The 15,664-nt window shown below is 54.6% G+C and carries 11 protein-coding genes and 1 pseudogene; 11 read left to right on the forward strand and 1 reads right to left on the reverse strand.

From position 1 onward, the window contains the following. Position 1: 1 nt before the first annotated feature. Positions 2-2,407, forward strand: coding sequence for a single-stranded-DNA-specific exonuclease RecJ (gene recJ, locus ACL02P_RS00720; RefSeq protein WP_412836618.1), 2,406 nt, complete (start codon positions 2-4; stop codon positions 2,405-2,407). A gap of 59 nt (positions 2,408-2,466) precedes the next feature. Beyond that, on the forward strand, positions 2,467-2,982 hold the full coding sequence (locus ACL02P_RS00725; protein WP_009224407.1) for an adenine phosphoribosyltransferase: 516 nt from the start codon (positions 2,467-2,469) through the stop codon (positions 2,980-2,982). A 76-nt stretch (positions 2,983-3,058) separates the two neighbouring features. Here ACL02P_RS00725 and uraA read toward each other — a convergent pair whose 3' ends face one another. After that, positions 3,059-4,345, reverse strand: coding sequence for a uracil permease (gene uraA / locus ACL02P_RS00730; RefSeq protein WP_036644729.1), 1,287 nt, complete (start codon positions 4,343-4,345; stop codon positions 3,059-3,061). Positions 4,346-4,662: 317 nt separating this feature from the next. Between uraA and ACL02P_RS00735 the strand changes: the two genes are divergently transcribed. The 9 genes and pseudogenes from ACL02P_RS00735 to ACL02P_RS00775 all read left to right on the forward strand — a co-directional run bounded on the left by ACL02P_RS00735 (position 4,663) and on the right by ACL02P_RS00775 (position 15,351). Continuing rightward, positions 4,663-6,840: a RelA/SpoT family protein gene (locus tag ACL02P_RS00735; RefSeq protein WP_009224405.1), complete on the forward strand. Its 2,178-nt coding sequence runs from the start codon at positions 4,663-4,665 to the stop codon at positions 6,838-6,840. A gap of 25 nt (positions 6,841-6,865) precedes the next feature. Next, a complete protein-coding gene (dtd, locus tag ACL02P_RS00740) occupies positions 6,866-7,318 on the forward strand; it encodes a D-aminoacyl-tRNA deacylase (RefSeq protein WP_412836619.1) in 453 nt (150 codons plus the stop codon). A gap of 224 nt (positions 7,319-7,542) precedes the next feature. Further along, positions 7,543-7,710, forward strand: a complete 168-nt coding sequence (locus ACL02P_RS00745) for a hypothetical protein (RefSeq protein ID WP_260070214.1) — start codon at positions 7,543-7,545, stop codon at positions 7,708-7,710. Between the two features lie 27 nt (positions 7,711-7,737). Then, positions 7,738-8,205 carry a hypothetical protein gene (locus ACL02P_RS00750; protein ID WP_412836620.1) on the forward strand — a complete coding sequence of 156 codons (468 nt, stop codon included), beginning with the start codon at positions 7,738-7,740 and terminating at the stop codon, positions 8,203-8,205. A gap of 665 nt (positions 8,206-8,870) precedes the next feature. Next, the gene (gene hisS, locus ACL02P_RS00755; RefSeq protein ID WP_412836621.1) at positions 8,871-10,115 is read left to right on the forward strand and encodes a histidine--tRNA ligase; all 1,245 of its coding nucleotides are present in this window, start codon (positions 8,871-8,873) and stop codon (positions 10,113-10,115) included. A gap of 45 nt (positions 10,116-10,160) precedes the next feature. Further along, complete coding sequence (aspS, locus tag ACL02P_RS00760; protein ID WP_260070217.1) at positions 10,161-11,939, forward strand: aspartate--tRNA ligase; 1,779 nt, start codon at positions 10,161-10,163, stop codon at positions 11,937-11,939. Positions 11,940-11,976: 37 nt separating this feature from the next. After that, a complete protein-coding gene (locus ACL02P_RS00765) occupies positions 11,977-12,735 on the forward strand; it encodes a tRNA threonylcarbamoyladenosine dehydratase (RefSeq protein WP_260070218.1) in 759 nt (252 codons plus the stop codon). A 153-nt stretch (positions 12,736-12,888) separates the two neighbouring features. Further along, positions 12,889-12,972: pseudogene (locus ACL02P_RS00770) on the forward strand (YdeI/OmpD-associated family protein); the annotation flags it as partial. 216 nt (positions 12,973-13,188) lie between these two features. Then, positions 13,189-15,351 carry a HelD family protein gene (locus ACL02P_RS00775; RefSeq protein WP_412836622.1) on the forward strand — a complete coding sequence of 721 codons (2,163 nt, stop codon included), beginning with the start codon at positions 13,189-13,191 and terminating at the stop codon, positions 15,349-15,351. Positions 15,352-15,664 lie beyond the last annotated feature (313 nt).

Raw genomic sequence — 15,664 nt, forward strand, 5'->3', positions numbered from 1 at the left:
TTTGCTTCATGCCAAATATCGCTGGACACAGCTTCCCTATGACGAAGAGGCTGCCAGACGGCTGGCCGGCCAGCTGAATATTTCCCCTTTGCTGGCGTCTTTGCTGGTGACGCGGGAGATGGAAAGCCCTGAGAAGGCGGAGCTCTTCTTAAGAGGAAGCCTTGCCGATCAACACGATCCCATGCTGCTCAGCGGCATGAAAGAAGCCGTACCGCGCATCCGCCGTGCGGTGGAAAATGGGGAGCGGATTTTGATATACGGGGATTATGACGCCGATGGGGTGTCATCGACGACTTTAATGATCTACCTGATGAGGCATCTCGGTGCTACATATGACTACTACATCCCGCATCGAACGAAAGAGGGATATGGGCTACATATTCCGGTGCTGGAGCATTATCACAAGAAAGGCTTTACGCTGATCGTGACGGTAGATACGGGGATCAGCGCCGTTGAGCAGGTGACCTACGCCAATGCGGTGGGCATGGACGTGATCGTCACTGACCACCACGAACCGCCGGCGGTTTTACCGGAAGCGTACGCTTTGATTAACCCCAAGCTGCCATACTGCACGTATCCGTTTAAAGGACTGGCCGGGGTGGGGGTGGCGTACAAGCTGGCCCAAGCGCTCCTGGGGGAGGACACCCCCATTGCTTGGACCGAGCTGGCCGCGCTGGGGACGATTGCCGACCTGATGCCACTGACCGGAGAGAACCGGATGATCGTCAAGTCCGGTCTGGCATCGATGGAGCGCTCGGCATTCCCGGGCATGACGGCATTGCTCGGAACCTCCGGCTGGTCCAGCGGGGAAGTTACTTCGACAGCCGTCGCCTTCGGGTTGGCACCGCGGATTAATGCCAGCGGCCGCATGAGCCACGCCAACCGCGCCGTCGCCTTATTGACGGCGGAGAACATGGAAGAAGCCGAGGCGATCGCCGAGGAGCTGGATGTGCTGAACAAGGAGCGCCAAATAATTGTCGAGGATATGGTGCAAGAAGCGCTCCAGCAGCTGGAAAGCCAGGAGCAGTCGGAAGGGCTGCCCGACGTGATTGTGGTGGCCGGCGAAGGCTGGAATGCCGGCGTTGTCGGGATCGTCGCCTCCAAGTTGCTGGAACGGTATTATCGCCCGACTATCGTGTTGGGAATCCATCCCGAGACCGGGGAATGCAAAGGCTCCGCCCGCTCGATTCCCGGCTTTGACATCTATGAAGCCTTAACCGATTGCGCCGACCTGCTGGACCACTTTGGCGGACATCCATCCGCTGCAGGGATGTCCCTAAGCCGGGAGCGATTGGAGGAATTTGGCCGAAGGCTGAATGCTTTTGCCGCCGGGCGGCTCACGCCGGAGCATTTCGTGCCGGTCCTGGAGACCGATTTGACTTGCTCTTTAAAAGACATTACGCTGCAAGCAATCGAACAACTCCAGCAACTGGCTCCATTTGGCATGGCAAACACCTGTCCCAGGCTGCTTCTTCGTGGCCTAAAGCTGCTGGAATGCCGCCAGATGGGCAAAGACGGCAAGCACTTGAAGCTGATTCTTGGCCAAAACGGTAAAACCGTAGAAGCCGTCGCGTTTGGCAAAGGTGAATTGGCCCCGTTGCTGTCGGAAGAAGCTCGGATCGATATCGTTGCGGAAGCCAGTGTCAACGAGTGGAACGGCTCGCGCAAGCCGCAGCTCATGATCCAGGATTTAGCGGTGTCTCATCTGCAGGTGTTTGATTACCGCGGCTCCCGGAATCCATCGCAGCTGCTCGAAGAGCTTCGAGGGAAGCTGGATAAGCTGCCCGCCTGCGGTTCGGGAGCGTCGGCTGTCGTCGTAAATGAAGGTTCCGCATTTTTCCATACCCTTGATTTGAAGGAGACCCCGATTTGGGTATATGATAAGAACGTTGGCGTGCGTCCTGGGAACGAGCTCGCGCAAACCGCTGGGATTCACGCAGCGTCGACATTGTTCGTCCTGGAGCTTCCGGATGCACCGGAGAGCTGGACTGGGATGGTATCCGCTTTTACCGGTCTGGAGCGCATCTATATGCTGCATTCGCTGCGTGCGCCCCAAGAGCGTATCGAGCCGCCTTCTCGCGATCATTTCAAGCTCGTGTACAGCTTGATCTATCGGGGAGCCGGCCAAGGGCTTCCTGAGGAAGAGATGTTGGCGGCGCTTGTGAAGCGTACCGGTTGGTCAAAGCGGATGGTTGAGATGGCGCTTGGGGTATTCGAGGAGCTGGGATTTATTATTCGGGCATCCGGGATGATTCGGATCCATCCGTCTCCTTCCAAGCAGGCCTTGGAAACGTCAAGCCGTTACCGGGAGCTGGGACTGCTGGCTGAAATCGAACAGATGCTGCAGTACGGCCGGGTGCCGGAAATTACGGAATGGATGCTAACCCATATTCAGGGAGCCTCATAAATGTTTTGTTCTGAAACTTAGAAATGATTTGCACGCATTTGAACTAGGAGGAGATTGGTTTGGATTTTAAAGAGTACATCCGGGTGATTCCTGATTTCCCTCAACCGGGCATTAGCTTCAAGGATATTACGACGTTGCTCAATGACGGTAACATGTACCGCAAGGCGATCGACGAACTGAAGCAGCGGGTATCTCATTTGAAGATCGATTTGATTGCCGGCCCTGAAGCCCGCGGTTTCGTTGTGGGTGCGCCGCTGGCTTACGCGCTTGGCGTCGGGTTCGTACCGATCCGCAAGAGTGGGAAGCTGCCTTACAAAACGATTGAGGTGGAATACGACCTGGAATACGGCAAAGACCGGTTAGCGATGCACAGCGATGCGGTAAAGCCGGGGCAAAACGTGCTGATTGCGGATGACTTGCTAGCGACTGGGGGAACGATCTCAACCTCTGTGGATCTGGTTCGTCAACTAGGAGGGAACGTCGTTGGTACTGCCTTCCTGATTGAGTTAAGTGAGCTGGAAGGCCGCAAGAAGCTGCCGGGAATTGAAGTCTTTTCACTCGTGCAATACGAATAAAAATAGATCCCATACAAAAGGGGCTGCTGCCACGTATCACATGGCAACAGCCCCTAATTTGTATAGAAGAGTGAGCTTAATGGGCCGCTTCTTCGTTATCGTTGCTTAACTTCAGCACTTGAATGAGCTTGAAGAACAGGCTAAGCACAATGCCAACGATCGTTGCCAAGGCCATACCCTTCAGCACGACGTTACCCATGGTCAGTTGGGTGCCGCTCAGGCCGATGACCAGCACAACGGTGGTCAGCAGCATGTTGGTAGGCTTGGAGAAATCCACCTTCTGCTCCACGAAGATCCGCAAGCCCGAGGCGGCGATAACGCCAAACAGCAGCAAGGATACGCCGCCCATAACCGGATCCGGAATATTAGCGATGATTGCCGAGAACTTCCCGGAGAAGGAGAGCAGGATGGCAAAGATCGCCGCACCCCCGATCACGTACACAGAAAACACGCGGGTTAATGCCATGACACCAATGTTCTCCCCATAGGTCGTGTTCGGCGTGGAGCCTACAAAACCGGAAAGAATCGTGGAGATCCCGTTCCCCATCAGCGACCGGTGCAAGCCCGGGTCCTTGGACAAGTCCTTGCCCACAATGTTGCTCGTCACCAGCAGGTGGCCGATATGCTCCACGATGACGACCAGCGCGACCGGCACGATCGAGATGATGACGGAGGTATCCCATTGCGGGGTTGTGACCGTCGGCAGGGTGATCCACTTCGCTTGTTCGATCGCTGAGGTGTCGACCACACCCATGAATAAAGCTAGAACATAACCAACGACGATCCCGATCAAGATGTGAATAATCTTCGGAAAGCCGCGAAACAAGACAGCGCCAAGTACCGTAACGACTAACGTCACGAGCGACAGCGTGATGGACGTTCCATCTGGCGTCCAGCCCTCCGAGCCATCGGTGATCCATCCGGCCATGCCGGCTGCGACGGGAATCAGCTCCAGGCCGATCAGGGCAACGATAGCCCCCATAGCGGCTGGTGGGAATACGACGTCGATCCACTTCGTGCCGGCATATTTAATCAGCAGCGCAATCAGAACGAAGATCGCGCCGGTGACGATAAACGCGCCGAGAGCCAAAGCGTAGCCGTTCCCCGGATGAGTCTGGAGAACCGCCTGAACCGGTGCGATGAAGGCAAAGCTGGAACCCAGATAAGCAGGGATTTTCCCTTTGCAGATGAGGATGTACAACAGGGTACCGATGCCGTTCATCAGCAGGATCATGCCGGGGTCGACGCCAAACAGGTTAGGCACCAGCACCGTGCTTCCGAACATGGCAAATAAGTGCTGCAGGCTTAACAGCACGCCCGGTCCGAACGGGACTTTCTCATTCACTTGAATTTCACGTTGCAACGAGTTCACTCCTCTATAGATACGTTCATAAGATAACTATCCTTAATAGGATAATGACATTGGCGACAATTTTCAACATAAAAATACTTGACTTTTGTTTTTCTTTCCCAGGTAATCCCTTCATCGGCTGGTCGGTCTACCCTCCCGAAGGCAGGCAGATCTTGCCGGGATGCTGTCCGTGCAGCGAAGACAATACCTGGAGTTGACGTGAGGGAACGCAAGAGGCATAATTATAGGAAATCAAAATGAGGCGAATTATGCTCTTGTATGCGTTTTTTCAGTATATTTTCATATAGAAAGGAATCAACAGGATCTCAATGGGCATAGAGCAATTACTCGAAAAGGCGTCTGCCTATATAAAGGAACCGGATCTGAGGCGGATTCGGGAAGCGTACGAGTTTGCGGATCAAGCCCATCACGGACAGGTTCGCAAATCCGGAGAACCTTATATCCTACATCCTTTGGCCGTAGCGGATATTGTAGTGAACATGCAAATGGATGCGCTGTCGGTCATTGCGGCCTTGCTTCATGATGTGGTGGAAGACACGACAGTGTCCTTAAAGGAGATACAGGAGCATTTCGGCAGTGATTGTGCATTGCTCGTTGACGGCTTAACCAAGCTGGAGCGGATCAAATTCCAATCCAAAGAAGAGCAGCAGAACGAGAACTACCGTAAAATGTTCATTGCGATGGCACAAGACATCCGCGTCATCGTCATCAAATTGGCGGACCGGCTGCATAACATGCGGACATTGAAATACCAGTCCGAGGAGAGTCAGCGCCGGATTGCATATGAAACGCTGGAAATCTTCTGCCCTATCGCGAACCGGCTCGGGATCTCCGCCATCAAATGGGAAATGGAGGATATTGCCCTGCGGTACTTGAACCCGCAGCAATATTACCGGATCGCCAACTTGATGCGCAAGAAACGGGCGGAGCGCGAGGAATACATCAAGAACGTGATCGCCCGTATCGCCGAGAAGCTGGACGAAATGGGCATCCAAGCGGATTTGTCTGGGCGACCCAAGCATATTTACAGCGTGTATAAGAAAATGACGATGAAAAACAAGCAGTTCAACGAAATTTACGATCTGCTGGCCATCCGTATCATCGTGGACAATATCAAGGACTGTTACGCGACCCTGGGGATCATCCATACGTTATGGAAGCCGATGCCGGGGCGGTTTAAAGACTATATCGCCATGCCGAAGGCGAACATGTACCAGTCGTTGCATACGACGGTCGTTGGGCCTAACGGGGAACCTACAGAGGTTCAAATCCGCACATGGGAAATGCACCGGACGGCAGAATACGGGATTGCCGCGCACTGGGCCTACAAGGAAGGCGCAGGGACGAGCGGTCTCGAGAACAAAATTACGTTCTTTAACGAAATCCTGGAGCTTCAACATGAAGCCAAGGATGCTTCCGAATTCGTGGAATCGCTCAAAATGGACTTCTTCTCGGACCTGGTGTTTGTGTTTACGCCGTCCGGGGAAGTCATTGAGCTTCCGGCAGGCTCCGTGCCGCTGGACTTCGCGTACCGTATCCATACGGAAGTTGGCAATCGTACGATTGGGGCCAAGGTGAACGGACGGATCGTCCCGCTGGATCATCGGCTGAAAACCGGGGACATCGTGGAGATCTTGACCTCCAAGCACTCGTACGGACCTAGTCAGGACTGGCTCAAAATTGCGCAATCCTCCCATGCTCGCAGCAAGATCAAGCAATGGTTCAAGAAGGAAAAGCGCGAAGAAAACGTGGAAAAAGGACGCGAAGCGATCGAACGCGAGCTGAAGCGGGCGGGGCTCGAGCCTTCCTTGTGGATGAGCGACGACAAGCTGTTGGAAGCGGCGAAGAAGTATGCCTTCAACGACATCGACGATATGCTGTCGGCGATTGGGTTCGGCGGGATCACGGCCTCCCAAGTCGTGACGAAGCTGACCGAGAAGCTGCGCAAGGAGCAGGAGGAAGCGGCTGGACACATCGAGTTGACCACCGAGGTCAAAGAAGTGAAAGCGCCGGAAGAACGCCGGCATCGCCCAACGAACGGCGTCGTCGTGAAGGGGATCGACAATTTGCTGGTGCGGTTTGCTAGATGCTGCAATCCGGTACCTGGCGACGAGATCGTTGGTTACATCACCCGCGGCCGCGGCGTATCCGTGCATCGCAGCGACTGTCCGAACATCCCGAGCGGAGGAGAAGGCGAAGAGGCGGCGCGTGTGATCGACGTGGAATGGGAAGATTCGATCGAAGCGAATTACAGTGTCGATATCGAAATTACCGGGCACGACCGTCGTAACTTCTTAAACGAAGTGCTGCAGGCTGTGTCGGAAAGCAAAACGAATATTTCGGCCGTCTCGGGGCGGTCGGATAAGAACAAAATGGCTTTGGTGCATATGACGATTCTGATTCGGAATACCGATCATCTGCAATCCGTTGTGGAGAAGATCAAACGGGTGAAGGATGTGTACACGGTTCACCGGATTATGCAGTAGCAGATAGGAAAGGATTCAAACCAAGATGAGAGTGGTTGTGCAGCGTTGCCGTGAGGCGCGCGTGGTCGTAGCGGGAGAGACGGTAGGGGCGATCGGACCGGGGCTCTTGCTGTTGGTTGGCGTGACGCATGAGGATACCGAGCAGGATGCCGCCTATTTGGCGGAGAAGATCTCCGGCTTACGCATATTTGAAGACGAAGCAGGCAAGATGAACCTGGCGGTTACGGAGATCGGCGGGGCGATTTTGTCGGTCTCCCAGTTTACCTTGTACGGTGATTGCCGCAAGGGCAAACGGCCCAACTTCATGGCGGCGGCCCGGCCGGAAACGGCGGAGCCGCTGTACGAGCGGTTTAACGAGCTGCTTCGGGCGAAAGGGTTGACGGTCGAAACCGGTATGTTTGGCGCCGATATGGACGTTCAGCTGACGAATTGGGGTCCGGTGACCCTGATCGTGGACAGCCCTGGCAGCGAGGGATAACTGCGAGGATACGGAAGTGGGGCAAGACGCGGAAATTCTGCGTCTTGCCCCGCTTTTATGTTAGGAGGAAGGTATCGGACAGATTTTCTTGCTGTGCAACGGAACGGGGCAATATGGACAAATTCCCTTCATTTTCATGCAGGATTTCGGGTTCTGTAGGATAAGCGGACCGATTTTGGTACAACCTTGTGATAAAGAGCTTGACGACCAAAGGAGGTGCTCACATGCACCAATCCGTGAAATCGAGAGACTGGCAATCCTCTCCGCTCATGACAGCGGGACACCGCAGCGAAGCCCGGATGACGGCCCGTCTGGCCGAACCGGAGCGCTTTGAACCGATGATGCAGGAGACCCGGCCCTCTGCCGAATGGCTCCCTCGACCCGGAAGCTGATGCTGAATGAATAAGGAGGAATCGGTCATGGCCAGACATATTCAGGCCTATTTTAATACAGAAGATCAAGTGGAAGGTGCGCGTATCGCCCTGCTGGCCTACAACACGAATGAGGTTGAAGCAGGGAATGTATCGAACGAATGGGGCGAGGACGATGAGTTTCAAGTTACGTTATTGCCTCTAAATAACGGGGTGATCAGCGCATCAGGTGCAAACAACCCGGGAGTTGTCCCTGTACCCGGTATGGTACGCGGCGTGCAGAGCGTGCTGCCCGTGGTAGCTTTGGGAGAAGACGGTACCGGCGATACGTTAGATGGTGAACGCAGCCAAGCGATGGGAGACGGAGAGCAACTGATCACATCGAAACCTCCCATCACAACGGGTGACGAGCCGCAGGGTTGGAAATATGTTCTTAGTGCAAAGGTGAAGGACAGCGATTATGAGATGGTCGTGCGAAAATTACGCGAGCATGGGGGCTATGTTGTAACGGAATAGCCGGGGATAAGGGTTCTTGTAATATAACTGTAATATTAGATACATGTTCCCTTAACATTGCTTGTTTATAATAACGGCATGACCCCCTTTTTAATATAATACCTTTTGGACCTGCACCCCGTTGGTGACAGGTTTTTTTCTTTGTGTAGACATTTTTCGCGTCTCGGGCTTGACTTTAGCGCGGTGGTTTCATACAATCTAAAAATAACAGTTGACGTCACGTCTATGGCGTGAATGAAAATGAATAGGTATTCGATGACGGGACAAAGTAGTTTAACCCCACACCCACAGAGAGGAATCCCCGACTTCGTTGCAGCAGACGGATCAATCGTGTTCGTTATGCGTGCGGTGAAGCAGGCTGGAAGGATTCTGATGATGATTAGACGAAAGACTTCCCCGAGAACCGGCGGCGAAATCTAAGGCGGCTTATGGCTTGGACTTCGAGAGTAGACGTGCGGCGTAGGCGGGCGATAACCGTTTGAAGCGAATTTGATGCTTGGAAGCTGATGCGCATGTGCGAAGCGGAGCAGCTTTTGAGAGTCGACATTCGGAATGTGGGTGGCACCACGGGTGATTGCGTAACGATCTCTCGTCCCTGTTTGAATCAAACAGGAACGGGAGATTTTTTATATTGGCTTACGAGTCTGAGATGGAGGATGAACAATATGGCTTTTCAGAAACCGACGGGCACGCAGGATATCTTGCCAGGAACCGTCGAGAAATGGCAGTTTATTGAGGAGAAGGCCAGGGACTTGTGCCGGCGTTTTAATTACCGGGAAATTCGGACCCCGATCTTTGAACAGACCTCGCTGTTTGAACGCGGCGTAGGGGAGACGACGGATATCGTCGAGAAGGAAATGTACACGTTTCTGGATAAAGGGGATCGCAGCATGACGCTGCGTCCAGAAGGGACGGCCGGCGTTGTCCGCTCCTATGTGGAGAACAAGCTGTACGGCGAACCGGACGTCAGCAAGCTGTATTATATCGGGCCGATGTTCCGTTACGAGCGCCCGCAGGCAGGGCGTCAACGCCAATTCCACCAGTTTGGAGTGGAGGCGTTTGGTGCGACGGATCCGGCGATCGACGCCGAGGTTGTGGCGCTGGGTTATCAGTTTTGCCGTGAGCTGGGTCTTCAAGGGGTGAAGGTGGAGATCAACTCCGTTGGCAATCCATCCAGTCGGGCGGCTTACCGCGAGAAGCTGCTGGAGTTCCTGCTGCCGATGAAGGACAGCTTGTGCAAAGACTGCCAAGCTCGGATTGAACGCAATCCGCTGCGTGTGCTGGACTGTAAGACGGACCAGGATAAATTCGACGGGGCGCCGTCGATTCTGGATAGTTTGGATGAGGAGTGCACCACGCATTTTGCGAAGGTTCAGGAGCTGCTGAGCGCGATGGAGATCGACTATGAAATCAATCCACGCCTTGTTCGCGGGTTGGACTACTACACGCACACCGCTTTTGAATACAAAGCCCAAGGGATCGGCGCCATCGATACGATTGGCGGCGGCGGCCGTTATAACGGGCTGGTGGCGGAAGTGGGCGGTCCCGATCAACCGGGCATCGGGTTCGGGATGGGACTCGAACGGATCGCGCTGATTTTGGAAAAGCAAGAGATCGAGCTCGGCGCCGTCAAGCCGCTGGATGTGTATCTGATTGCCTTAGGCGAAGCTGCGGAGAAGGAGATTACGACCCAGCTGTTTAAGCTGCGGCAAGCGGGATTCTCTGCGGAACGCGATTATCTGGGCCGGAAGATGAAGGCGCAAATGAAATCCGCTGACCGGATGCAGGCGCGCTATACCGCAATTCTCGGCGACGATGAGCTGCAGCGCGGGGAAATCGCGCTGAAGTCGATGGACAGCGGCGAGCAGCGTACCGTGAAGTTAAGCGAATTGGTGAATGAGTTGCAGTAACCTAAACAACTACAAAAACAAAACGCGAAGAAAAGGGGAGTTACGATGAAACGAACGCATCATTGCGGCGCGCTGAGCACCGCGAACATCGGGGAAACCGTTACATTAAACGGCTGGGTGCAAACCCGCCGGGACTTGGGGGGTGTCCTGTTCATCGATCTGCGCGACCGCAGCGGCATTGTGCAAATCGTCTTTAACCCGGCTTATTCCGGCGAAGCGCTGAAAATTGCCGACCGCGTGCGCAGCGAATACGTGCTGGCCGTTACCGGGAAAGTGGTAGCCCGTGATCCTGAAACGGTCAACCCGAACCTGCCAACCGGCGATATCGAAGTGCAAATTACCGAAATCGAAGTGTTGAACGCAGCTAAAACGCCGCCGTTTTTCATTGAAGACGGCATCGAAGTGGATGAATCGCTGCGTCTGAAATATCGTTACCTCGACCTGCGCCGTCCGGAAATGCAGCAAACGTTGTGGCTGCGCTCCAAGGCGGCGAAGGTATTCCGCGATTTCCTTGACGGAGAAGGCTTCATTGAGGTGGAAACTCCGATCTTGACCAAGAGCTCGCCGGAAGGGGCACGCGATTACCTTGTGCCAAGCCGCGTGCATCCGGGAGAATTTTTTGCCCTGCCGCAATCGCCTCAGCTGTACAAGCAGTTGCTGATGGTCAGCGGCATCGAGCGTTACTACCAAATCGCCCGCTGCTTCCGCGATGAGGACCTGCGTGCCGATCGTCAGCCGGAGTTTACCCAGGTCGACATCGAGACTTCGTTCCTATCGCGCGACGAGCTGCTCGAGATGATGGAGAAGTTGATCGTACGCCTGTTTAAAGAAACGAAAGGCATTGATATTCCTACGCCATTCCAACGCATTAGCTATGCTGACGCGATGGATAAGTACGGGTCGGACAAACCGGACCTCCGTTTCGGTTTAGAGCTGGTGAACGTCAGCGATCTTGTGGCGAATAGCGGCGTTAAAGTATTTTCTTCGGTCATCGAAAAGGGCGGGGAAGTCAAAGTGCTGAACGCTAAAGGATGCGGGACTTGGAGCCGTAAGGAGATCGACGATCTTGGACCGTATGCAGCCCGTTATGGCGCGAAAGGTCTGGCCTGGATTCAAGTGAAGGAAGGCGAGTTCCGCGGTCCAATCGTGAAGTTCTTTACGGAGCAGGAGATCGAAGCGATTAAGGAACGCACCGGCGCCGAAGAAGGTGACCTGCTGCTGTTCTCCGCCGATAACAAGAAGGTTGTTGCTGACGTCCTCGGCGCATTGCGTCTGAAAATCGGCCGCGATCTTGGTCTGATCGACGACAGTGTGTATAAATTTGCTTGGGTCGTGGACTTCCCGCTGCTTGGCTGGGATGAAGAGCAAAAACGCTACGTCGCCGAGCACCATCCGTTCACCCGTCCGCGCGACGAGGATCTGCCGCTGTTCGACACCGATCCGGGGAAAATCCTCGCGCAAGCCTACGATCTTGTGCTGAACGGCTATGAAGTTGGCGGCGGTTCGATGCGGATTTACAAACGCGACGTGCAAGAGAAGATGTTCAAAGCGATCGGCTTGTCGCCGGAAGAGGCTCAAGATAAATTCGGCTACCTGATGGATGCTTTCGAATACGGTACGCCGCCGCACGGCGGGATCGCCTTCGGTTTCGACCGTCTGGTGATGCTGCTGGCCGGCCGTTCCAACTTGCGTGAGACGATTGCCTTCCCGAAAACGGCGAGCGCAACCGATTTGCTGATGAACTCGCCTTCCGAAGTCGACGGATCGCAGCTGGATCAGCTGCACATCAAGCTGGCTCCCAAGCTGGCGGAAGTAAAGAAATAATCGGTTAAGATGTCAACCTAACGGAGGTACACTGACCATGCTTCATCAATTTTCGCGGACAGAACTCGCCATCGGGGCAGAGGGTCTGGATATTCTCAAGAAAAGCACGGTTGCCGTGCTTGGCGTCGGCGGCGTAGGAGCGATGGCCGTCGAAGGGCTGGCCAGAACCGGAATCGGCCGGATTATCATGATCGACAAGGATGTTGTCGATATCACCAACATTAACCGGCAAATTCATGCGCTGACGACGACGATCGGACAGAAGAAAGCCGATCTGATGCGCGAACGGATCAAGCTCATTAACCCGGAGTGCGAAGCGATTGCGCTGAATATGTTCTACACGGAAGAAACTTACGAAGAGCTGTTTAAGTACGATATCGATTATGTACTGGACGCTTCGGATACGATTACGTACAAAATTCACCTGATCAAGCAATGCTTGCAGCGGGGCATCCCGATCTTGTCGAGCATGGGGGCTGCCAACAAAATGGACCCGACGAAATTCCAGGTTGCGGATATTTCGAAAACCCATATGGACCCCATGGCTCGTGTGATTCGCACGAAGCTGCGAGAGGACGGGATCAAGAAGGGCGTTAAGGTCGTTTTCTCGACTGAACCGCCGGTACGACCGCGCAAGGACGTCACGGAGAAAATCGCGCCAGCCGGCGCAAAAATCCGCAAGGCGAAGCAGCCGCCGGCCAGCAACTCGTTTGTGCCGCCGGTGGTCGGCTTGATCATGGTCAGCGTAGCGGTGCGTGAGCTGCTGGAGCGCGGAGGCGTAAGCGTAAGCGTATGAATCCGGAGCTCGTCAAGAAGCTGCGGTTACCTGCGGACAGCGACCGCGTGCTCGTGCTGGATGCGCCGGCCGGGTAGGTGGAGCAGCTGGGCTTAAGCTCGGAACAAACGCGAAGCGGCAGCCCTCACCGCCGCCGGAAACGCCGAAGATCTAGCGGCAGCGCTGAGCGGGTTAGCCCCTTCGCATAAGAAGGCGTATATCGAGTGGATCTTGGATGCCAAACGGGCAGAAACATGAGCGAGCCGGATTGCTCAAACCGTGGAGAAGTTTAAGGCAGGCTTAAAGCGCCCGTCGGATAAAGCATAGAAAAAATAAGACGCTGGGATTAGGCTTGTTAGACAAGTCTACCAGCGTCTTATTTTTTTGAGAAAATTCGCCTTTTGACCTGAGGTAGTGGTATAATGGAACTCCTTTTGAGTCTGGAGTACACAAAAACCTTAGGAGGTAACTGAAATGAATGATTTTCAAAGTGCCTATCAAGAAGAGAAGGCGCGGCTGGACCGCACCTTGGAAGAGATCGATCGGCAGCTGCAACGGCTGCGTTCGATTCCGGTGTACACCGGACATGACTTTACCGAGCAGCTCCTCGAGGAGAATCGGGAAACCCAGCGGAAGCAGCTGGAGCAGTCGATTCAAGAGCCGTATTTTGGCCGGCTGGATTTTGAGGAGCGCAGGGGAAGAAGAAAGCCGCTTTATATTGGCAAGGTCGGGGTGGGCGATCCGGATGGCAAAGACCCCATTGTCATCGATTGGCGCGCGCCTGTGGCTAGTTTGTTCTACTCGTTTACCGGCGGGGACGATGCTTCGTATGAAGCGCCTGAAGGCTTGATCGAAGGCTTGGTTTACTTGAAGCGCAACATCGTGATCCGCAAAGGCATCCTGGACCGGGTCGTGGATACGTATAACCGCGACAGCGACGGTCCGGCCGTATCAGATGAGTTCCTCGTGTACCGGCTTGGTGAGAACAAGGACAACCGCCTGCGTGACATCGTCTCGACCATTCAGGCCGAGCAGGACCGAATTATCCGGGCGGCGAAAAATACGGCGCTGATTATCCAAGGCGTAGCCGGCAGCGGGAAAACGACCGTGGCGCTGCATCGGCTGGCTTTTTTGCTGTATCAATATAAGGAACAGATTAAGGCGGAACGTTTAGTTATTTTTGCACCCAACCATATGTTTATCGACTATATATCCGAAGTGCTGCCCGAGCTTGGGGTCGGGGATATCCAGCAAAGCACGTTCAGTGATTGGGCGGCTAAGGTGCTGGGACTGGACGAGGTCCCAAGCGATGGATCGGAGGCGTTGTCCCGCTGGTTTGACGGCGGAGCGACAGGGGCGGAAACGTGGCAGGATACAGAGCTGCCGGGACGCTTCAAGGGCTCGATGGCGTTTAAGGAGATCATCGATGCGTCGGTAAGTTCGCTTGAGTCGGCCTGTGTTCCTGAGGGCGATTTCGAGCCTTGGGAAGGCGCTCGGCTGCCGCGTAAGGAGATCTTGGCCTGGTTCGAAGGCGAATACCGCCATTTTCCAGTGGCCCGGCGCAAGGAACGGGTGCTGGCGCGGATCCATCGCTGGATCGAGATGGAACTGAAGAAGGCGCCGTCGGCGGCGGCCCTGAAGGACCTAAAGAAAAAAGCCCAGCAACGGGAAAAAAGCTATGCGAAAAAATGGCCGGAGCTGACGCCGCTCAGCCTCTACAGGGAGCTGTTTGGCATCCGGAGAAGCGGCGGCACGGAAGGAATGGCCGATGTCTCCGACCGGATACCGCCGGGCATCTGGAAGGAGACGCAGGCGCGCTTAAAGAAAAACGTAGTCAAGGAAGAGGATTTGGCCGCCCTTTTGTATTTATATACTTTGATCCACGAAATCGACGGCAATCTGACCTTCGACCACGTCGTGATCGACGAGGCTCAGGACTTTACGCCGTTTCAGGTATATGTGTTGGACCGTTTTGTCAAAGGGCACTCCTTTACGATTCTCGGAGATTTGTCCCAAGGGATCCATTACTACAAAGGGGTACGTAGTTGGGAAGAAATGCAAGTTTTGTTCCGGCCGGAGGAGACCGCTTATTTCGCATTAACGCGCAGCTACCGGTCAACGATGGAGATCATCCAATTCGCCAACGATATCCTGGAACGGGGTGTAGGTACGGAATTGCTGGCGGTCCCGGTATTCCGCAGCGGGGAGCCAGTGCGACTGTTAGAAGCGGATAGTGAGCAATGGCTGCCGTTAATTCGGAAGGCGTTGGACAAGGTGCTGGGCAGCTCGTTCCGTACGGTAGCCGTATTAACCCGAACGATGCGGGAGGCAGAGGAGCTGCATGCCGCGTTAATCCAAGGTGGGCTGGAAGTCAACCTGATTACCGGGGAGCTGACGCAATACGCCGGTGGGATCTCGGTGCTGCCGGTGTACCTGTCAAAGGGCCTGGAGTTTGATGCGGTGATCGTGACTGACGTTGACCGGGAGCATTACGGCCCCAAGGACGCCAAGCTCCTGTACGTTGGCTGCACCCGCGCCCTGCACGAGCTATGGCTGCTGCACGGCAAGGAGCTGCCGGATTACGTCCCGGGCGAGGGTTCGACGGACAATGCCGTTAGGACGAGCTTAGAGGCGTAAGGGTACGGGGCGTGAGTTGGCGGCTGATTATAGGGGAAGGTCCTGTCCCCTTTGCCCCTTTTGCGGTATTATCCCTTTTGTTCAGGTGAAGGCGGACGAGAAAGTGCATGCGGATTGGATGTGGAGATGTGGGATTAGCAGCTCTTTGGTGGTCTTTTGCAGCATTATCCCTTTTGTTCAGGTGAAGGGCGCAACATGCACACCAGGCAGGCTTTACTCGGAAACCTTCCTGGGCGGCGAAGCGCAAAAGTCACGCGTCCGGAAATGTGTTCGATTTTTCATATATAATTTAGCGGAAAAAGCGAAAAAACCG

The organism is Paenibacillus sp. MB22_1, assembly GCF_047200555.1.
GTDB lineage: Bacteria > Bacillota > Bacilli > Paenibacillales > Paenibacillaceae > Fontibacillus > Fontibacillus phoenicis.